The organism is uncultured Parasphingorhabdus sp., assembly GCF_963975555.1.
GTDB lineage: Bacteria > Pseudomonadota > Alphaproteobacteria > Sphingomonadales > Sphingomonadaceae > Parasphingorhabdus.
The window spans coordinates 1-19,902 of record NZ_CAXBHH010000005.1 but is presented as its reverse complement, the minus strand read 5'-3'; the positions used below and the strand labels follow the sequence as shown (position 1 = coordinate 19,902).

Sequence of the window (19,902 nt, the reverse complement as noted above, 5' to 3'; positions counted from 1 at the left end):
TTTTAAGCTGAAGAATATTTTCACTTGCTTCAGACTTTAGGAGCCTCTTCCTTGACTTTTTTCGACGGGAGGAATGACTTGAATTCGCCAAGTTTGCCCATGAATGATCGTTTGTCGCCGCTGGCGCTGTCGCCCTCGTCACCTTCGATTGAACCCAGAACAAGGTTCGTCAGTTCGACAATCTTCGCGGCAGCTTTGCTTGATTTTCCAGCTTCTACCAGTGCTTGACCCAATTTGGCAGATTGTGCTGCCGTTCGGATATCATAGGGGACCAGAATATCGATCTTGCGTTCGATGGAACTTTCGAAATCCTGACGACTAATTTCCAGATTGGCGGTTTGCACTTTATTGGCGACGACATAGACCTTGCTCTGCGCAGCATGGGATTTCAGCCAGGACAGCAAACGAATGCAGTCCCGGGCCGAAGCCAGCGTCAGTTCCGTCGTGATAACGGTCGCATTCACATCGCCGAGAAGATGTGGATAGTTGATAAGCATGTCACGCGGCAGATCGATCACCGTGCAATCGAAGGCCGCGCGGAATTCTTCCTGCAACTGGAAGAAGGCGGTGCCATCGGTCATCATCGGCGAGTTGATAGGCGCTTCAGCAGAAAGCAGTGACAGTTTATCATTGGCTTTGATCATGGCGCGTTCGATAAACAGACCATCGATCCGGCTTGGATTGTCGATCGCATCGGTTAGACCGCGGCCAGGCTCGAGATCAAGCGAAAGCGCACCGGTACCGAAATGGACATCCAGATCGAGCAACGCGGTCAAGCGCTCTTTTTCATGGCTGAGCAACCAGGCCAGCGACGTTGCAATGGTGGACGCACCGACACCGCCGCGCGTGCCGATTACGGCCGTCGAAATGTGCGGCTTTTCAGCATGTGAATCCTCGGCCTTCGGAGCGTTAATGACCGCTTGTGCGTGAGACAAGACGTCACGTAACTGGTCCGGAGTAAACGGTTTCAGGAGATAATCCTGCAAGCCGCTGACAATTAAATCGCGGTAGAGGCGCACGTCGTTGACCTGACCCATGGCGATCACAGTGGTGCCCGGTTCGCAGACTTCGGCCAGCGAATTGATGTCGTTTAACGGATCGCCGGATTCTGACAGATCGACCAGCAAGATATTGGGGCTGGCGGAAACGGACAGGGTTTGAACGGCATTGCGCAGTCCGCCCATGTTGCATTTATCCGTCGACCAACCCATTTCTTCGGCTACCGGACGGAGCAGATCCAGCGTGTCTTCATCGCAAACAAATGCGGCAAACGGATCACGTCCGTTGTTCGAGCCGGGTTTCCAGGGAGCGTTCATTATTGTTCTCCAACATTCTTGTCACGATAGGCGCGAATAGCCTTGGAAGCACGGGACTGGTCTTCCCCGGCCTTATTTTGGCCGCGGACCAGGTCTTCGGGATCGGCAATCATGGCCGACAGGGTGCTGTTTGTTCCGCAACCGTAATTTTCGCTGGTGCGCACCTGAAAATCGGTGTGGCTGCGGTGGCTGAAATCAGGGCATCCGGGCACCGAAGCAGAGGTCCGCGATACGACAACCCGCATCAAGCCGGCAGGTACATAGCCGTCGGTAATGGGCGCCGTGTCGCTGATCAGCAGGCCATAGCGAGCCACAATGGCTTCCACGGCGGCCTTTGCCACGGGGTTTGTAGAATAGTTTGGATCATCAATTGCTACGCGATCACCATAGCCGAGTTCCAGGGCATCGAACCAGCCGGTGAGGCGGCTTTGCTCTGCTGATGATAATCCACCATTGCCGGCGCTCAGGTCCAGCACATAGTTTGCTTTCGAAACGACAGGTTGGCGTTCGCTATAAACGCTGCGGTTTGCGGTGGTGCTGCCACAAGCTGTGACCGAGAGCCCGAGGGCGGTGATAAGTGCCATTGAAATGATGCGCATGATCTGTTCTCCTGATCGAGCTTATTTGTCGAAGCTGAAACCGGGAGCGGAGCTGCCGGATTTCTTGGTCGATTTGGCGGGGGCCTGCGGTTCCAGGCTGCCAAAAGTCTGGCCTTCGGGGGCAGTGGGAGCCACGCTCGGTTTGGGTCGATCGCCACCGGAGCCGGAATGGTTGCGGTTCAGCAGGAATCGTTCTGCGTCATTCGCGGCCTTGAAACCGTCGGTAGGCAGCACGATCTCGTTGTCGCTCACCGGCTTCACGAGATATGGTGTTACCACGATCATCAGCTCGGTTTCATTGCGACGATAGCCGTCGGACTTGAACAACGAACCGAGAATTGGAACGTCGGCAAGACCTGGCGTCTTGTCGATGGCGGAGTTGTAGCTATTCTGCATCAGACCGGCGATCATGAAGCTTTCGCCCGACCCCAGTTCGACAGTGGTCTCTGCACGCCGCGTTGATACGGCGGGAATACTGAAACCGTTAAGGACAACCGCCCCGTTTGACGTTATTTCCGATACTTCCGGTGCGACGCGGATCGAAATACGGCCGTTCGAGAGCACGGTCGGGGTATAGGAGAGGCTTACACCGTAATTTTTATACTCGACCGAGACTTCGCCCAGTCCGGTCGAAACCGGAATGGGAAACTCGCCGCCAGCCAGAAAAGTTGCGGTTTCACCCGAAATTGCAGTCAGGTTCGGTGATGCCAAGGTGCTCACCAGACCAACCCGCTCCGAAACGTCGAATGCGGTTGCAATATCAAGGCCGAACAAACGGCCTGCTGCCTGAATGGTGTTCAAATCAGAACCATTTGTGTAGTTGAATGCGGTGCCACTCGCAGTCACGAACTGTTGCGTTACCGGATCGAACGGAAGCGAGACCGATCCTGCTGGTAAGCCGAATAGCTGCGATGCGTCGAGCTGAGGCAAGTTGGATGTGAAATCGGTGATCGTACCAAAGTTGCGACCGCGCGACACACCAAATTGGAAGCCACCGGTTGTATCGCGGGTCAAAACATTACCGTTAATCTCTTTCGCGAGTGAGCGGCTGACTTCGGCAAAGCGGACCTTCAGGTTGACCTGCATCGGTGTTGCCGTTTTCAGGCGGCTTACCACACGGGTGGTATCGCCGACAAAAGCCTGTACGAGATTTTCCGCTTCTTCGGCATCATCCGGATTAGCGATCGTACCGGTTAGCAGCACGAAATTATTGGTCGTGCTGACAGCGATATTTGCTTCCGGCATTGCCAGGCTAAGCATCTGGTCAATAGAGGAAATTTCTGCGCCAACTGCGACTTCGGCCGAGTAGACTACTTTGCCAGAGGCACTGGTTGCATAAAAGCTGGTCTGCCCGCCTTTTTTGCCGAAAATATAGATCTGGCGCGGTGACCGTACCTGGACATCGGCGATGTTATTATCGGCAATGAAAATATCTTCGATCGATGTCGGCAGGGTGATCAACTTGCCACGACCGACCGCAACAGAAATGCGGCTATCCGGTTGCGATATGTTGACCGACTGGGCGTTCAACGGCGTCGCGTTGTTGGCAGCCAGAGCCAGGGCGAGAGCGGCAACGACGCCAACGGCCATTACCTTTTTCGCCGAACGGCTATGCTGGGCATATTTTACGGCCATTACTTGTCTCCAAACTCGATTTCATTGACCGTGTTGCCACGTGCGACACGGACTACCGGACCTTTAGGTTTTTCCTTTTCGGCCAGCGGAGGTGGCGAACGCGTTTCAAAGCGCGATACGTCACCACCAGTCGAGAAGGTCGATTTGGTGCTGCTTGGTCGCGCAGCCAGCGAACGGATCATGTCGGCTTCAACCACAGGATCATCTGTTTTCGGCAATTTGATCGCGCCGGATGCAATCGCTTCTTCCAGCTCGGCGGCGCTGTCTGCCAGCGAACGCAGAGACAGGCTTAACGTACCCAGGGTCTGGGCAACCGAAATCTGCTCGGCAATTTTGGGAGTGGCTTCCAGCGTAACCAGTTTGGCGGTTTTGGCGACTTGTTGCCCTTCTTCATTCTTGGATGCGGTAACCCGGTTATCAGTGGCCAATACCCGCAAGTTGCGGATCACGGTTTCTGAAACCTTGAGTTCGGGACCTTCGCCTTGGACGGACTGTGTCAGCATCAAATCGACGCGGTCACCTGGAAATATGAAGCCCGCGACGCCAGTCAGACCGGATACCGGAATAGTGACAGCGCGCATGCCAGGGCCGAGCGCTGCGGCAAGGAAGCCGCGATCACCCGGTGCAACCAGCGAACCTTTGGTCATCGGCTGGCCGGCAGTGATCGGAATTCGTACCACGGTGCCAGCGAGCGTTTCAATGTCGGTGCCTTCCTTCATGAAGTAGACGTCTTCGATCAGGTTTTTCGGCCAGGGCTGGAACCGGAAACTGTCGGGGGTAATAATCGTACCCACTGGAAGTGCGCGCGTTGCGACGAGGATCTCGTCACCAATCACTTCGGTTTTTCTCGCTTCCGCTTGTGGTGCGGAGGCACCATCAAACATGTTCTTGGCAAGCAATGCCGTGACTGCTGCCACGATCAGTGCGCCAACCAGCAAAATGATCTTCTTCTTGTCCATGACGTTTCACGCCTCCTGAATGCCCCCGCCCGAATGGTTCCATTGGCGGTCATTTTCTCTTTCGAGTAAAATGGTTAAAATATCGTTTGTGAATTTTGCCCCACGATGCCCCAGATGGTCCAAAGCCCTGAAAAAGCTATGGCCACACCATATGGAACCTTTATTGGACCCTCGGTCTTTTTGATTCTCTTGCTGATCATCATTAACAGCGTGAGCACACCGCCAGCGATTGACATGATCACGATCAGCTCGAGAAACGTAAGCCAATGCAGCCACAAAGCCAGGGCCGCCAGTAGCTTGACGTCACCACCACCCATCGCGCCGATCGCGAATAATCCGGCAAATATGGTTAAAATAACGGCAGCCAAACCAAATTGTCCGATCATGTCCGGCCAAAATACCAGGCCACTGGCGATCCAGAAGACCGGTGCGCCGACGGCAATGCCGAGATTGAGCCAGTTCGAGATGTGACGGCTCTTGATGTCGGTAATCGCTGCTGCAATCAGTGCAATTGCCAATCCGCCCCAGAGCAAGTAGATGAAGGTTTCGCTATCCATAGACAGACCGTCTAGCTAATTTGCCTTACCAAATAGTAACCACGATTTCCGGAGCGGTTTTCATCTGCCGACACTGTGACAATGACAAAGCCTGATATGACAGACTTGAAAAAGGCGAGCTTTGATCGGCGGTCAGTTCCCGAAGACGTAGTAGAAGAGACCTGGACCGGACCCGATGGGTGGAAATTCCGGCAACTGGAATGGCGGCATGACAAGCCGAGAGGGTCGCTCCTGTTCATGACCGGACGCGCCGATTTCTACGAAAAATATCTCGAAACTTTCCACGATTTTCACGCACGCGGATGGAATGTTACTTCTGTCGACTGGCGGGGGCAGGGCGGATCGGGGCGCTGTGGACCGCACCCGCACGTTGGCCATATTGATGATTTCGCGATCTGGGTAACCGATCTGGCGGCGATATTTGAGGATTGGCGCGCCAGCCACGCCGGACCGCATATCGTGCTGGGTCACAGCATGGGCGGACATCTGGTGCTACGCGCGCTGACCGAGCAGCGCATCCAGCCCGATGCAGCGATCTTGAGCGCGCCGATGCTCGCTCCGGCTGGCGGCGGCATGCCTGAATGGACGGCGCAACTGGCCGCCAAGATGATGTGCATCATCGGTCGCGGCAAACGGCGTGCCTGGAAACCGATTGAAAATCCGCTGGAGCCCTATGTGCCCCGGCAGGCCTTGCTGACCCATGATGTCGACCGCTATTCGGACGAGTTCTTCTGGTTCCGCGAGCGGCCCTTCGTCCGATTGGGCCCGGCGAGCTGGCGCTGGGTCGAACGCGCTTATTCCTCAACCAGATTGTTGCGGAACCGCAAAAAGCTGAAGCAGATGAAGATACCAATATTGATACTGGCGACGTCTGTTGACGAACTGGTAGATCATCCGACAATCGAACGCGCCGTGCATTTGATCCCGAATGCGGAGATGAAGCTTTTCGGTGAGGAATGCGCGCATGAGATTTTCCGCGAAGTTGATGCGGTGCGCAACGACGCGCTCACCAGCTGTTTTTCCTTTCTCGACCGGGTGGCACCCAAAAAATGAAGCAGTTTGACGTCGTCATAATCGGAGCCGGTATTGCTGGCGCCAGTATCGCATCGGAAATTGGCGAGGACCGTTCGGTTCTGCTGCTCGAGGCTGAAGACCATCCCGGATATCATTCTACCGGTCGTTCTGCTGCTTTCTGGACGGAAAGCTACGGTGGGCCGCTGGTGCAGCCGTTGACCTCTGCTTCGCAATCATTTCTCGACAATCCTCCGGCAGCCTTTTCAGAATCGGCCTTTCTCGGCCCGCGTGGTGCGGTCAATATCGGCCGGGATGATCAGCAACATCTGGCCGACCAGTTTCTGGCCGATTTCGCCGATAGCGGGCTGTCCATGGATCGCTGGTCCCGGGAACAGACTATTTCCCTGGTTCCCGACCTGAAACCGATATGGGAACATGCGGTTTACGAACCGGATTGCCGTGATATCGATGTTGCCGCGCTTCATGCCGCCTATCTGAGAGACGCCAAACGGAAAGGCGTTGAACTGGTCTGCCGGGCACCGGTTTCGCAAATCCGCAAAGATGACGGGGGCTGGGAACTGAGCGCGAAAGGAGAAACCTATCGCGCGACCGTTCTGGTCAACGCAGCCGGTGCATGGGCGGATAGCGTCGCCCGGCTTGCCGGTGCAAAAGCGATTGGTATCCAGCCTTTGATCCGTAATATGGTCCAGATCGAAACCGATCCGCCGTCATCGATGGATATGCCGCTGGTGGTTGGTCTGGATGGCAGCTTTTACTTCAAACCTGAAGCAGGCGGGGGCTATTGGCTTAGCCCGCATGACGAAATACCGTCCGAGCCTGCTGATGTTGCGCCGGACGAAATGAGCGTTGCGACGGCCATAGACCGGTTTGAAAAAGTAGTGGATGTGCAGGTCAAGCGGGTTAGCCGGAAATGGGCCGGTCTGCGCAGCTTTGCCCCGGATCGCTTGCCGGTTATCGGTTTTGATGGCGCAGTCGAAAATTTCTTCTGGTTCGCAGGGCAGGGTGGTTTCGGTATCCAGACCGCTCCGGCTGCCGCGAAACTGGCCCGGTCGGTTCTGCTGGATCAGGCGCCCGATGAAAGCCTGCAAGCGGTTGATGCCAGTCTCTATGCCGCGTCGCGCTTTTCCTAGGAAACAAGGTTTTACAACGGCATTGTTGCGCCACCGGTCGGTTGGCCTATGTTTCTTGCGACTCAATCAAAGGAGAGCATCGACATGGCGCACAAATTTGAAATCTGGAAAGACAAGAAAGGCGAGTTTCGGGTTCGCTTCAAATATAATAGCGAAATCATCTTCTCGACCGAAGGCTATACCAGCAAGGCTAGCGCCAAGAACGCGATCAGTTCGATCCAGAAAAACGGACCGAATGCCGAGATTGAAGACAATAGCTAATATTTGTTGCGGGCGGCGTTGAGCGCGGCGTCGCTCGCCAACTGATCGGCGCGCTCGTTGTCGGCGTCGCCGGCATGACCTTTGACCCAAAGCCATTCGATTTGGTGGGGTTCGACAGCTTTTAGCAGGTCCTGCCAGAGATCGGCATTTTTGACCGGCTTTCTTGCGGCTGTCCGCCAGCCGTTTTTCTGCCAGCCAAATATCCACTGGGTGATGCCGTCTTTGACATATTTGCTGTCGATCGACAGCTTGACCTTGCAAGGTCGCTTCAGCGCATTGAGCGCTTCGATAGCCGCGCGCAGCTCCATACGGTTGTTGGTCGTTTCCGGCTCGCCGCCGGAAATTTCCTTTTCCTTGTCGCCATGACGGATCAACGCGCCCCAGCCACCCGGACCGGGATTGCCCTTGCACGCGCCATCGGTGGCGATTTCTACGATTTTCGTCTCGGTCATATATTGAAAATATCCGGGTGATTTTGATAATATTGCAGGCGGTTGAGGAAAGCCTGGGGATCCTTGCGGGTCACCAGGGCATCGGCCGGCGTGTTGATCCAGTCATAGGCCCGTGTCAGCAGGAAGCGTAAAGCCGCTCCGCGGGCCAGTAGAGGAAGCGCCTGGCGTTCGGCATCGCTGAGCGTGAAGGCTGATATATATCCGGTGATCAATGCTTGCGAAACGGAATCGTGGAAGTCGGTGCCGTCTTCGGAAAAACACCAGGCCGCGTGGGTGACCGCGAGATCATAAGCGCGGATATCGGTGCAGGAGAAATAAAAGTCGATCAGGCCGGTGACCTGGTCCCCGAGCATCAGCACATTGTCGGGGAAGAGGTCGGCATGAATAGCCGACCGGGGCAGGTCATGCGGCCAAGTTTCGTCGAGATGATCGAGTTCCAGGGCAATCGCCTTGGCCAGGCCCGGAGCAATTTTGTCGAGTTCTGCCGGACCGCATTGTTCTGCCAGCGTCCGCCAGCCGTCATGGTCCATGCTGTTGCGCCGCTCCGGCACAAAATCTGTCAACGCGCGATGCATGTCTCCCAGAGCCTGCCCCGTCGCCTGGGCCTGAGCGCTAGTGGGGTGGCTTACGGATACACCGGTGAGAAAGGTGATCAGGCAGGCACTGCGTCCGCAGAGTTGCTGGATTTTCTCGCCTTCGCGATCGGCGATCATTGGCGGTACCAGACAGCCACCGGCAGCCAGATGATCGAGCAGGGCGATGAAAAACGGCAGGTCCGCCGGATCAACCCGCTTTTCATATAGCGTCAGAATATATTTGCCTTGCGTCGTTTCCAGCAGATAATTGCTGTTCTCCACGCCTTCGGCAATGCCTTTGGCAGACACGAGCGTACCGACATCGAAACGGGTGAGGAACTGGTCGATTTCCTCTGCGCTGACCTTAGTATAAACTGCCATCAGACCGCTTCGAGACCGCGCGGGAGTTTGAAAACCATGTTTTCGTCGGCGGTCTGGACTTTTTCCTCTTGGATTTCGAAATGGTCCTCGAGGAAGGCCTTTACTTCGTTCACCAATATTTCCGGTGCCGAGGCTCCGGCGGTCAGCCCCAGTTTATTGACGCCATCCAGCCATACAAGGTCGATCTCGTCAGCGCGCTGGATCAATTGGGCTCTCGCCCCGCAGCGTTCGGCAACTTCCACCAGACGCAGGCTGTTCGAGCTGTTCGGGGCGCCGATCACAAGGACGAGTTCACATGTTTCCGCGATTTTCTTCACGGCGTCCTGACGGTTGGAGGTTGCGTAGCAAATATCCTCGCCTTTCGGCCCGATGATATTGGGAAAGCGGGCCTGCAGCGCCTCGACGATGGCGTGCGTGTCATCGACCGACAAGGTCGTTTGGGTCAGAAAGGCAAGTGCGTCCGGATCTGCGGGTTTCAGGGCGGCCACATCTGCCAAGGTTTCTACCAAGGTCATCTGGCCGTCTTCGACCTGGCCGAAGGTGCCGATGACCTCGGGGTGATTGGCATGGCCGACGAATATGATATGGCGACCGGCATCGGTCTGCCGTTCCGCCTGACGGTGAACTTTGGATACCAGCGGGCAGGTTGCGTCGAGATATTCCAGTCCCCGTTCTTCGGCTTTATTCGGTACCGCCTTGGGCACGCCATGAGCGGAAAAGACCACCGGGACACCGTCGGGTACTTCGTCCAGTTCCTCGACAAATATCGCGCCCAGTTTCTTCAATTCATCCACGACATATCGATTGTGGACGATTTCGTGCCGCACGTAGACCGGCGCACCATATTTTTTAATCGCCAGTTCGACGATTTTTATCGCCCGGTCGACGCCCGCACAAAAGCCGCGAGGCGCGGCCACAAGCAAGTCAATCTGCCGTTTTTTCTTATCCGAATGAATCATATTGAAGTCCTTAGGGAATAACTGCACCGGCGAAAAGCCCGTCTGTTCATCTTATGGACGGTTGCACCGGATTAAAGGCACCGATAAGGGTTGCGAGACTTTTACTGACGCACATGAAGCCTATGTGTGTTGCCCGTGATTAAAGGCAAGGATTGAAAATGATGGCGAATGGCCGGTTGAAAAATATAGTTTTGGCGGCGGTCACGGTTTTGGCTGTTAGCGGATGTGCAAAAGACGGCGCAATTGATGTCAGTTCGGGCGTAGGTGTCTCGGTTACCCGGTCCGGTTGCCCTCCGGTTGCGGTTCCCGACTATACCGGGGACATAACCATTTTCGATCCGGTAAACAGCACCAATGCCAGCGCCATTGACGTCGTTGCGAACATCACCAACGTCCGGTCGACATGCAATAGCGAAGGCGCGCGTATCTATACCGAAGCGACGTTTGATGTCCGTGCCGTGCGGAGCAATGCTGCCGGTGCCCGTACCGTCACAGTGCCCTATTTTTCCACTGTCGTCCAAGGCGGCACCGCAGTCGTGGCGAAGCGCGTCAATAACGTAACGCTGCAATTTGCCGATGGCGCCTATCGCGCATCCGCTTCGGGCAAGGCGGGTTCCTATATTGATGCTTCTGCCGCACGTTTGCCGGAAGATGTTATCGAACGGCTGACCAAGCGGCGCAAGCCTGGAGATCCCGATGCAGCGCTCGACCCGCTCGCCGATCCAGCCGTAAAAGCGGCCGTTGCGCGGTCGTCTTTCGAGCTGCTCATCGGTTTTCAGCTTACCCAGGCGCAGTTGCAATATAACGCTACCCGATAGGGTCGCCTGAATTGATGAATGTTCGCGCCTGATTAACCCGGGCCCTTCTTCCTATGACGAATTGAGCCAATCATGCTGTTCCAGATTTTCCAGAAACATATTGATGCTATTTTGGACGAGCTTAGCGCTGCCGGGACCTTGCCAGACGGGATTGATCGATCCAACGTCACTCTGGAACCGCCGCGCGACCCTTCGCATGGTGACCTGTCGACCAATGCGGCGATGGTCTTGTCAAAAGCGGCTGGTATGAAGCCGCGCGATCTGGCCGAGAAAATTACGGAAAAGCTGGGCACGCTCGAGGATGTGCAATCAGTCGAGATTGCGGGTCCCGGATTTATCAACCTTCGGGTTGCCGCACCTGTGCTTCTGGGCGAACTGCTCGAAATCGAGCAGCTGGGTCCGGAATATGGCCGGTCCGACAAGGGCAAGGGCGTTACCGTCAATATCGAATATGTCTCGGCCAACCCGACCGGACCGATGCACATGGGCCATTGCCGTGGTGCGGTGGTGGGCGACGCGCTGGCTGATCTGCTCGAGGCGGTCGGTAACAAGGTGATTCGCGAATATTATGTCAATGATGCGGGCTCGCAGGTCGCCACGCTCGCCCGTTCAGCGCATTTGCGCTACCGTGAAGCGCTTGGCGACGATATCGGCACGATACCCGAGGGGCTCTATCCCGGCGATTATCTGAAGCCGGTTGGAGAATCTCTGGCCGCCGAATTCGGCGACAAATATAAAGATGCCCCGGAATCCGAATGGTTGCTGATCTTTCGCAAGGCGGCGGTCGGGAAGATGATGGACATGATCCGCTCCGATCTGGCCCTGCTCGGCATCAAGCATGATGTTTTCTCCTCCGAAGCCGAACTGCATGCCGCAGGCAAGGCGGATATCGCCGAGGCGGAGCTGCGGTCGCGCGATCTTGTCTATGACGGCGTGCTGGAGCAGCCCAAGGGCAAGGTGATCGAGGATTGGGAAGCGGTCGAGCTGCCATTGTTCCGGTCGACCCAATTTGGCGACGATCAGGATCGTCCGATAAAGAAATCCGACGGTAGCTGGACCTATTTCGGCGGCGATCTGGCCTATCATTTCCAGAAAGCACAAGCTGCAGACGAGCTGATCGATATCTGGGGCGCGGATCACAGCGGCACCGTCAAGCGGATCAAGGCTGCCGTCGCGGCGCTGACCGAAGGCAAGGCCAAATTTGATGTGAAGCTGGTCCAGATGGTGCGCCTGTTGCGCAACGGCGAGCCGGAGAAAATGTCCAAACGCTCGGGCAATTTCGTCACCATTGCCGATATGGTCGAGGAAGTCGGCAAGAATGCCGTGCGTTTCACCATGTTGATGCGCAAGGCGGACGCGCAGATGGACTTTGACTTTGCCAAGGTGATGGAGGCGTCTCGCGACAATCCTGTCTTCTACGTGCAATATGCGCATGCGCGTATCCAGTCGACTTTGCGCAAGGCGGCTGATGAGGGAATCCTGCCGTCATCGGACGCACTGGACGGTCTGGGTGAAGAGGAACTGGACCTGATCAAAATGGCGGCGCAATTCCCGCGCATTGTCGAATCGGCGGCGGCTTCACGGGAACCGCACCGAGTCGCATTCTATCTGAATGACCTCGCGGCCGCATTTCATGCCTTTTATAATCTGGGCAATGACCGGCCTGAGAAGCGGATCATCATGGTTAACGACCCGGTAATGACATCAGCAAGGCTTTTCTTAGCCAAGAATATCGGGCAGACTATCAAGAACGGTCTTGCCCTGATGGGTGTCCAGGCCGCTGAATCGATGTGATCAGCCCTTTGGCTTTTGGAGCGTATAATGTCAGACACCACCCGCGATAATCTTGATCTGGACGACGAAGATCGTCTGCCGTGGCTGGAATCAGCCGAAGATTATGACGATGACGGTGAATATTCTCCGGTCCGGGTTATGCTGTTCATCGGTGCCGGCTTGCTGCTGCTGGCGGCGATTGTGGGCGGCATCTACTGGTTGCAGAACCGCGATGGCGGCGGGCTGGACGGCAATGGCGAATTGATCGCCGCTCAGGAAGGCGATTACAAGGTCCGTCCTGATGATCCGCAGGCGCGGCAATTTGAAGGCGAAGGCGATGCCAGCTTCGCGGCTAGTGAAGGCAAGGAGACGCCTGCGCAAATTGGCAATCCCGTGGCAACCGAAGCACCGATCCGCAAACCGGATGCCGCACCAGCCGCAGAAGGCGCAGGCTCGGCTTTGGTCCAGCTTGGTGCATTCAGCTCCGCCAGTCTCGCGGACAGCAGTTGGGCTGGCTATGCACGGCGGTTTGAATCGGTCGGAGCATTGCCGAAGAAAATTATTCCCGGCACGGTCGAGGGCGGTACGATTTACCGGCTGAATGCGGTTGCGCCAAGCTATGATGCGGCCCAGCAGCTGTGCAATAGTCTGAAGGCTGCCGGCGAAAGCTGCCTCGTCGTTCGCTAGTTTTCTTGCAATTGATGGTTGAAGCGCTGTGGATAACGGCGCTTTCACCTTTACCCTGCTCTGAAACGGCGCAAGTATAAGATATGTTGCGTGGGAAGATATCATCATGGCTGTAACACCTGCTGTATTTGGCATGACGGGTCTGAGCCTGACTGCCGACGAAAAGGCATTTTTCCGCGATAGCGATCCTGCGGGCTATATCATTTTTGGTCGTAATATCGAAAGCAAGGCGCAGTTGCGGGCACTGACCGACGAACTGCGCGCTGTCCAAGGCCGTGATGATCTGGCGATCCTTATCGATCAGGAAGGTGGCCGCGTCGCGCGGATGCAGGAGCCGCTCTGGCCCAAATTCCCCGCAGGGGAGGTTTTCGACAAGCTTTACGACATTGCTCCCGCCACCGCGATCGAAGCCGCGCGGATCAATGCGCAGGCGATTGCGGTTACGCTCCATGAGGTCGGGATCACCGTCGATTGCCATCCGCTGCTCGATGTGCGCCAGCCGGACGCTAATAATGTCATTGGCGACCGCGCTCTGGGCAGCGAACCGATGCGGGTAGCGGCTCTCGGCCGGGCTATTCTCGACGGCCTGCAGCGCGGCGGTGTGGTCGGCGTGGTCAAGCATCTGCCGGGCCATGGCCGGACCAGCGTCGACACGCATAAGGCTTTGCCGACGGTGACGGCCAGCGACGAGGAACTACAGCTGGATCTGGCTCCGTTCCAGACGCTCAACAAGGCGCCAATGGGCATGACCGGGCATCTTTTGTTCACAGCCTGGGACGCAGAGACGCCTTCGACCCTGTCGAAGACCGTCATTCAGGATATCATTCGCGACCGGATCGGCTTTGATGGCCTGTTGTTCACCGACGATCTCGATATGGAGGCTCTGTCCGGAACCGTTCCGGAGCGGGCCGAGCGGGCCCAGATAGCGGGATGCGATATTGCGCTCAATTGCTGGGGCAAGATGGACGACATGACCGGGATTGCCGAACGGCTGGCGCCGATGTCGGATAAAACACAGCAACGGCTGGATCAGGCGATGGCGACGATCACCGACACAAAAGACGGCGATTCTGCGGATGAACTGGCCATGCTGCTGGCCAAGCGGGACGAACTGATAGCAGCAACGGCATGAGCGAAGAACGGGAAAACGAAAGCTTCTTTTTCCCGTCTGAATCGGCCGGTCCGGATGAAGGATCGCTGACGCTGAACATCGATGGATGGGAAGGGCCGCTGGATCTGTTGCTCGCCCTAGCGCGCAACCAGAAGGTCGATTTGCGTGAAATCTCGATTCTGGAACTGGTCCAGGAATATCTGAAATATATCGCCAGCGCCCAGACGCTGCGTCTGGAACTGGCTGCCGATTATCTGGTGATGGCGGCCTGGCTGACCTATTTGAAATCAGGGCTGCTATTGCCCCGTGATCCGGAAATCGAGCCGTCGCCCGAAGAGCTGGCCTTGCGCCTGCAAATGCGGCTGGAACGGTTGAATGCTATGCGGGAATCGGCTGCCCGTCTGCTCGCTAGGGACCGGGTCGGTCGCGACGTATTCATGCGGGGCGCACCGGAAGGGCTCCGGGTGGTCAAGGACCGGCAGTGGCAGGCGGAATATTATGATCTCATTGCCGCTTATGCCCGTGTAAAAGTGCGCAGTGCCCCGGCAATTCACATCGTTCGGCAGCGGATGGTGATGACCCTCGAGGACGCGCTGTCGCGGGTGTCGATGATGCTGGGGGAAGCGATTGACTGGATGGATATTCGCCATTTTCTGCCCCCGGGGGCGCCGCCTGAATTGCGGAAATCAGCGCTCGCTTCGAGCTTTCTGGCGACATTGGAATTGGCCCGGCAGGGGAAGCTGGTATTGCAGCAGGAAGGCAGCTTTGCACCGCTCAGGATAAAGGCGACGACACATGGGTGAACATGACATGGAAGACACCAGCCTGATTGATCCGATGCCCGATGCGATGGATATCGGCAAGCGTGCGGTCGAAGCGACACTTTTTGCCTCCGAAACGCCGATGACGATTGCGGATATCAAGGCCTATGTCGGCGATGAGCTCGATATCCGCCAGATACTCGCGGACCTGCAGGAGGATTTTCAGCATCGGGGGATTGTGCTGATCAAAACCGGCGATCGCTGGCATTTCCAGACCGCGCAGGACCTTTCCCATCTTTTGCGCCGCGAAAGGGCGGAAATGCGCAAGCTCAGCCGCGCCGGTATGGAAACGCTGGCGATCATTGCCTATCACGAACCGGTCAGCCGCGCCGAGATCGAAGCCATCAGGGGCGTTCAGGTAGCCAAGGGCACGCTTGATGTGTTGATGGAAGCGGGCTGGGTGCGACCGGCCGGTCGCCGCGAAGTCCCGGGCAGGCCCTTGATTTACGCAACCACCGCAGAATTTCTGACCCATTTCGGCTTGCAAAGCCGCAAGGATTTGCCCGGCATTGATGACCTGAAAGCCGCAGGATTGCTGGACCCCGTCGATCTCGTGCTGGAGCAAATGGGACTGGACGACGAAGCAGAGCAGGTGACGGAAGAGTCCGTAGAGCGAGAGATTGCAGATAAGGACGGTGTTTTGCTGGAAAACGGGATCGAAAGCGCTTAAATAGGATATTCAAGGAGAATATCGCATGCAACCGAGTGTTTGGCAGATTTTAATTGTAGCAGCGCTTGTGCTGATTCTGTTCGGCCGTGGCCGGATTTCCGAAATGATGGGTGATGTCGGCAAAGGCATCCGCTCCTTCAAGAAAGGCATCACCGAGGAAGAGGCAAATGCTGCCAAGCCTGCCGCCAAGATTGAGAGCAAGGCTGGTGACGGGACAGTTGATAGCAGTAAAACCGCTGATAAAACGGCCGTTTGATCAGATCGCCCTCCAGGCTTAGGGCCGCATAATATATGTTTGATCTTTCCATATCCGAGATCGCGATTATCGCGATCGTTGCCGTTGTCTTCATCGGACCCAAGGAATTGCCGCGCGCACTGGCCACGGCAGGCAAATGGATGGCCAAGGGACGCGGTGTGATGGCCAATTTCCGCACCGGCCTTGATGCCATGGTCCGCGAAGCCGAGCTTCAGGAAATGGAGAAGAAATGGGCGTCCGAAAATGAGCGGATCATGCAAGAGCATCCGGCGCTTCCCGATGATAGCGCGGCGGAAGAACCGAAGATGGAACCGCTGGACGGACCTCCTGCGGATATAGCCGAACCTTCTATCACCGCCGATGACCGTCCCGACTTGCCACCCGCAGACGATTCCAAGCCATGAACGACCAAAGCAAGCCGGATCTCGATGAAAGCAAGGCACCGCTGATCGAGCATTTGATCGAATTGCGGCAGCGGTTGCTCTGGTCGGTCGCGGCGCTGACGGTGGCCTTTCTGATCAGTATGTTTTTTGCCGACGAGATTTTCGGTATTCTCGTGCAGCCGCTGACCGACGCTTTTCCAGCCGGTGAAGGCAAGCTGATCTATACGAAGCTTTACGAGGCGTTTTTTGTCGAGATCAAGGTCGCGATGTTTGCGGCCTTCTTTCTGGCTTTTCCGATCATTTCCAACCAGCTGTGGGCCTTTGTGGCGCCGGGCCTCTATGCCAAGGAAAAAAAGGCATTTCTGCCCTTCCTGATCGCTACGCCGGTGCTGTTCATGGCGGGCGCATCGCTGGCCTATTTCATCGTCATGCCGACAGCGTTCAAATTTTTTCTGGGATTTGAAGGGCCGGTCGGCGGCCTGCAACAGGAAGCCTTGCCGGCAATGGGCGATTATCTGTCGCTGGTGATGCAGTTCATATTGGCGTTCGGAGTTTGTTTTCAGTTGCCGGTATTGCTGTTGCTGCTCAACCGCGCGGGAATTGTCAGCAGGCAGCAGTTGAAGGGCGCGCGTCGTTATATGGTCGTCGGAGCCTTCGCGGTGGCCGCGATCCTGACCCCGCCGGATGTGGTGTCACAGCTGATGCTGGGGATTCCGCTGATCCTGCTCTACGAGGTTTCGCTGGCCATCATGTGGTTCACCGAGCGCAAGAAGAGCAAAGAGATTGCTGCCTGATTTCTATCGATGATGAGCTTGCCGAACCACGCTGCTATGCGACGGGTTCGGCAAGATCATAAGCAACTATTCTCAGTCAATCGCGTCCTGGCCGGCCTGGCCGACCGATTCGATGTCGCGACCGGCACCCTTGACGGTGGCACAGGCGCTGAGAAGAACCATAGTAGAAATCAAGATCGCTGCGGTAAATTTCTGCATTTCAAAATATCCTAAAAACTGAACTTAGCACTGACGCGAATATCACGACCGGACAGCGGTACATAGTCTTTAGTGAACGAGGCATGACGGCGGGCGCTGACGTCGAAAATATTATTCGCCGAGGCCAGCAGGGTAACGCCGCCATTCTTGCCGAAGGGGCGCCAGGCTGCCGTCGCGTTGACCATGGTAAAGCCGTCGGTCGGGGTTTCAAAGGCAGTCACTTTTTTCTGACTGTCGGACCATTCGACTTCGGCTCGAAGGTCAAGATTGTCGCTGTGCGCCTTGAGCCCGCCCAGCAGTCGCAGCGGCGGGATACGCGGAACCGCGCCGCCGCTATTGTTGATCTTGGCCCGGACATAGTCGGCTACGCCATCGGCAATCAGGTCAAAGCCGCCAGCGCGTGCAAATACGACCGATGCCGAGGCTTCGAAGCCATAATAGGTCGCATCCTGCTGGAAATATTGGAACACCGGCAAGCCGTCTTGCTCCGCACCGGTTTCCGTCTCGAAAATATAATCGTCGAAGAAATTGGCATAAGCGGTCGCACTCAGCTGGACATTGTCGCTGTCCCATCGGGCATAAAGCTCGCCGCCCCAGCTTTTCTCGGTGGTGAAGCCCGCATCGCCGATTTCATAGGCTTGAGTGGCAATATGGGGGCCGTTGGACAGTAGTTCCTCTGCGGAGGGTGCACGCTCCGACCGGGAAATATTGGTGCCGATCTTCAGGGCGCTGTCATCGGGAGCATAAGCGAGGCCAATGGCACCGGACAATGTGTTGAAACTGCGGTCGAAGCTGATGCTGTTGGCAGAAATGCCGGTCTGTTCAAACCGCATCGCGCCTTCCACTTCCCAGTTGCCTAGATCCACTTCCTGGATGGTGAACAGGGCCCAGCTCTCGAGACTGTTCTTGGGGACAAAGGCTTCTTCGCCGACAGCGTTGAAATCACGAGCGAGAACTTGCGTCCCGATTACCCCGCGCCAGCCGTCATGATCCGCCTGCACCAGTTCGGCCCGCGCCTCTATGCCGGAAACGGAGAAGACGGTGCCGATATCATCACCCTCGAATTCGGTATGTTCATAGTCGGAATAGCCCGCACGGAAGTTCAGGGCTTCGAAAAATCCGCCCATATTTACGCCGCCGCGAAGATCGGCGCGATATTGCTTCAGGCCGATCGTGACCGGGCCCTCTTCCTCATGACCTTCCTCTTCTTCCTCACCCTCTTCACCGTGCGCATGTTCGGTACCGGGGCGGGCAGGAACGCCATAATTCGTGTCATAATAGCTCACCGAGAAACCAAGATTTCCGCCATCATCAATATAGGCGATCCCGGCACCTGCGGTCTGGGTGCGACTAGCAGTATTGGCGATCCGGCCGGACTGGTTAGCGGTCTCGGTCAGTTCCTCTGCCTCGTCCAGATGGCCCTCTTCGGCCTCTTCAGCAGCTTGCGCCAGCACTTCGGCGCGCAAGGCCGGGGCCAGAACGTAGCCGGGTATATTCACATCGCTGGTGTCGCGGAAGCTGCCGTCGGCGTGTATCACCAGCTTGGATGTCAATGGCACGTCGACCGATCCGGCGATGCTCCAGTCGTCCGCAGCGCTGCCATAGCCGCCAATCGCGTCGACATGCACGGCGTCGTCGGGAATGTCGCGGGGGATACGCTTGTCGATCACGTTGACAGCGCCGCCAATCGCATCGCCGCCGAATAGCAGGACAGCAGGGCCGCGCAACACTTCGACCCGCTGAGCGGTTAGTGGGTCAATGGTGACCGCGTGATCGACCGATGTATTGGATGCGTCAAGCGATCCGATGCCGTCTGTCAGCACGCGAACCCGAGGGCCCTGAAAACCGCGCAGAACGGGACGTGATGACCCCGGAGAGAAGGAAGTCGACGAAACGCCGGGCAGGCCGGTCAGGCTGTCGCCAATCTGGCCGCGGAGATTCTCTGCCAGTTCATCGCCCGTCAGGACAGACGTGCCGGCCAATATGTCGAGCTGGTCGACATAGGGGGCAGTGACGACGATCATGTCATCATCGTGGAAGTCGTCGGACAGTCCGCCGCTGCGCTGTTCGGGGGTGCTGTCTTTCTGGGCGAAGGCCGGTGCGGCAGGCAATGTGAGGATTGCGGCGGAAATCAGGAATTTTCTATGGGACAAGAGCTTCTCTTTTACGCTGGAGGACGGAACTGACGGTCAGATAGGTGTAATGATATAATATATCAATTAGTAATTTTACGGATTCGGTAAAACGAGTGAAATTTGCTATAAACGGCGACCAGCCAGAGCAGAGAGCGATGATGGCGGGTGAGGGGGGATAAGCGAAATATTTCCTCCCCGTTGCACAGCAATGGGGAGGTGGCAGTCCGCAGGACTGACGGAGGGGCTTTTAGCGCAACGTCGCCGCCCCTCCACCCCTTGCTTCGCAAGCGGTCCCCCTCCCCATGCCTACGGCACAGGGAGGATCAAGAACCAAGCCAATCCTCCCTGTCGCGAAGCGATGGGGAGGTGGCAGCCGCAAAGCGGCTGACGAAGGGGC

22 protein-coding genes are annotated in these 19,902 nt (G+C 56.6%); 12 read left to right on the top strand and 10 right to left on the bottom strand.

Annotation, left to right across the window (positions count from 1 at the left end; translation table 11 throughout):
* Positions 1-29: 29 nt before the first annotated feature.
* From AAC060_RS11675 to AAC060_RS11655, 5 genes are all read right to left on the bottom strand, one after another.
* Positions 30-1,316, bottom strand: coding sequence for a pilus assembly protein CpaE (locus tag AAC060_RS11675; RefSeq protein ID WP_339826398.1), 1,287 nt, complete (start codon positions 1,314-1,316; stop codon positions 30-32).
* Positions 1,316-1,915 carry a CpaD family pilus assembly protein gene (locus tag AAC060_RS11670; RefSeq protein WP_339826396.1) on the bottom strand — a complete coding sequence of 200 codons (600 nt, stop codon included), beginning with the start codon at positions 1,913-1,915 and terminating at the stop codon, positions 1,316-1,318. Before AAC060_RS11670 ends, AAC060_RS11675 begins: the two co-directional genes overlap by 1 nt.
* 21 nt (positions 1,916-1,936) lie before the next feature.
* Entirely contained in the window at positions 1,937-3,550 is a 1,614-nt protein-coding gene (locus AAC060_RS11665; RefSeq protein WP_339826394.1) for a type II and III secretion system protein family protein, read from the bottom strand.
* Positions 3,550-4,509: a Flp pilus assembly protein CpaB gene (cpaB, locus tag AAC060_RS11660; protein ID WP_339826392.1), complete on the bottom strand. Its 960-nt coding sequence runs from the start codon at positions 4,507-4,509 to the stop codon at positions 3,550-3,552. The genes AAC060_RS11665 and cpaB overlap by 1 nt, the downstream gene beginning before the upstream one ends.
* A 74-nt stretch (positions 4,510-4,583) precedes the next feature.
* The gene (locus tag AAC060_RS11655) at positions 4,584-5,066 is read right to left on the bottom strand and encodes a prepilin peptidase (protein ID WP_339826390.1); all 483 of its coding nucleotides are present in this window, start codon (positions 5,064-5,066) and stop codon (positions 4,584-4,586) included.
* Positions 5,067-5,162: 96 nt separating this feature from the next.
* Between AAC060_RS11655 and AAC060_RS11650 the strand changes: the two genes are divergently transcribed.
* The 3 genes from AAC060_RS11650 (at position 5,163) to AAC060_RS11640 (ending at position 7,492) form a co-directional block, all read left to right on the top strand.
* A complete protein-coding gene (locus AAC060_RS11650) occupies positions 5,163-6,119 on the top strand; it encodes an alpha/beta hydrolase (RefSeq protein ID WP_339826388.1) in 957 nt (318 codons plus the stop codon).
* Complete coding sequence (locus AAC060_RS11645; protein WP_339826386.1) at positions 6,116-7,231, top strand: FAD-dependent oxidoreductase; 1,116 nt, start codon at positions 6,116-6,118, stop codon at positions 7,229-7,231. The genes AAC060_RS11650 and AAC060_RS11645 overlap by 4 nt, the downstream gene beginning before the upstream one ends.
* Before the next feature lie 84 nt (positions 7,232-7,315).
* Positions 7,316-7,492 carry a YegP family protein gene (locus AAC060_RS11640; RefSeq protein WP_339826384.1) on the top strand — a complete coding sequence of 59 codons (177 nt, stop codon included), beginning with the start codon at positions 7,316-7,318 and terminating at the stop codon, positions 7,490-7,492.
* On the opposite strand, the gene rnhA is transcribed toward AAC060_RS11640, so the two are convergent.
* From rnhA to ispH, 3 genes are read right to left on the bottom strand one after another with little or no spacing between them, the layout of a single operon-like run.
* Positions 7,489-7,944, bottom strand: a complete 456-nt coding sequence (gene rnhA, locus AAC060_RS11635) for a ribonuclease HI (RefSeq protein WP_339826382.1) — start codon at positions 7,942-7,944, stop codon at positions 7,489-7,491. The two genes, AAC060_RS11640 and rnhA, sit on opposite strands and share 4 nt — an antisense overlap.
* Entirely contained in the window at positions 7,941-8,900 is a 960-nt protein-coding gene (thrB, locus tag AAC060_RS11630) for a homoserine kinase (RefSeq protein ID WP_339826379.1), read from the bottom strand. Before thrB ends, rnhA begins: the two co-directional genes overlap by 4 nt.
* Positions 8,900-9,859 carry a 4-hydroxy-3-methylbut-2-enyl diphosphate reductase gene (gene ispH / locus AAC060_RS11625; protein ID WP_339826377.1) on the bottom strand — a complete coding sequence of 320 codons (960 nt, stop codon included), beginning with the start codon at positions 9,857-9,859 and terminating at the stop codon, positions 8,900-8,902. Before ispH ends, thrB begins: the two co-directional genes overlap by 1 nt.
* Before the next feature lie 158 nt (positions 9,860-10,017).
* On the opposite strand from ispH, the gene AAC060_RS11620 reads away from it, so the two are divergent.
* The 9 genes from AAC060_RS11620 to tatC all read left to right on the top strand — a co-directional run bounded on the left by AAC060_RS11620 (position 10,018) and on the right by tatC (position 17,172).
* Positions 10,018-10,677, top strand: coding sequence for a hypothetical protein (locus tag AAC060_RS11620; protein WP_339826375.1), 660 nt, complete (start codon positions 10,018-10,020; stop codon positions 10,675-10,677).
* Between the two features lie 72 nt (positions 10,678-10,749).
* Positions 10,750-12,471, top strand: a complete 1,722-nt coding sequence (argS, locus tag AAC060_RS11615; RefSeq protein WP_339826373.1) for an arginine--tRNA ligase — start codon at positions 10,750-10,752, stop codon at positions 12,469-12,471.
* Positions 12,472-12,498: 27 nt separating this feature from the next.
* Entirely contained in the window at positions 12,499-13,137 is a 639-nt protein-coding gene (locus AAC060_RS11610; RefSeq protein WP_339826371.1) for an SPOR domain-containing protein, read from the top strand.
* Between the two features lie 106 nt (positions 13,138-13,243).
* Positions 13,244-14,269, top strand: coding sequence for a beta-N-acetylhexosaminidase (nagZ, locus tag AAC060_RS11605; protein ID WP_339826369.1), 1,026 nt, complete (start codon positions 13,244-13,246; stop codon positions 14,267-14,269).
* Positions 14,266-15,051, top strand: a complete 786-nt coding sequence (locus AAC060_RS11600; RefSeq protein ID WP_339826367.1) for a ScpA family protein — start codon at positions 14,266-14,268, stop codon at positions 15,049-15,051. Before nagZ ends, AAC060_RS11600 begins: the two co-directional genes overlap by 4 nt.
* Positions 15,052-15,097: 46 nt before the next feature.
* On the top strand, positions 15,098-15,739 hold the full coding sequence (gene scpB, locus AAC060_RS11595; RefSeq protein ID WP_339826669.1) for an SMC-Scp complex subunit ScpB: 642 nt from the start codon (positions 15,098-15,100) through the stop codon (positions 15,737-15,739).
* Between the two features lie 25 nt (positions 15,740-15,764).
* Positions 15,765-15,995: a twin-arginine translocase TatA/TatE family subunit gene (tatA, locus tag AAC060_RS11590; RefSeq protein ID WP_339826365.1), complete on the top strand. Its 231-nt coding sequence runs from the start codon at positions 15,765-15,767 to the stop codon at positions 15,993-15,995.
* Positions 15,996-16,030: 35 nt separating this feature from the next.
* On the top strand, positions 16,031-16,399 hold the full coding sequence (gene tatB / locus AAC060_RS11585) for a Sec-independent protein translocase protein TatB (RefSeq protein ID WP_339826363.1): 369 nt from the start codon (positions 16,031-16,033) through the stop codon (positions 16,397-16,399).
* Entirely contained in the window at positions 16,396-17,172 is a 777-nt protein-coding gene (tatC, locus tag AAC060_RS11580) for a twin-arginine translocase subunit TatC (protein ID WP_339826361.1), read from the top strand. The genes tatB and tatC overlap by 4 nt, the downstream gene beginning before the upstream one ends.
* A gap of 72 nt (positions 17,173-17,244) precedes the next feature.
* On the opposite strand, the gene AAC060_RS11575 is transcribed toward tatC, so the two are convergent.
* Positions 17,245-17,334, bottom strand: coding sequence for an entericidin A/B family lipoprotein (locus AAC060_RS11575; RefSeq protein ID WP_339826667.1), 90 nt, complete (start codon positions 17,332-17,334; stop codon positions 17,245-17,247).
* Positions 17,335-17,381: 47 nt separating this feature from the next.
* The gene (locus tag AAC060_RS11570) at positions 17,382-19,523 is read right to left on the bottom strand and encodes a TonB-dependent receptor (protein ID WP_339826359.1); all 2,142 of its coding nucleotides are present in this window, start codon (positions 19,521-19,523) and stop codon (positions 17,382-17,384) included.
* Positions 19,524-19,902 lie beyond the last annotated feature (379 nt).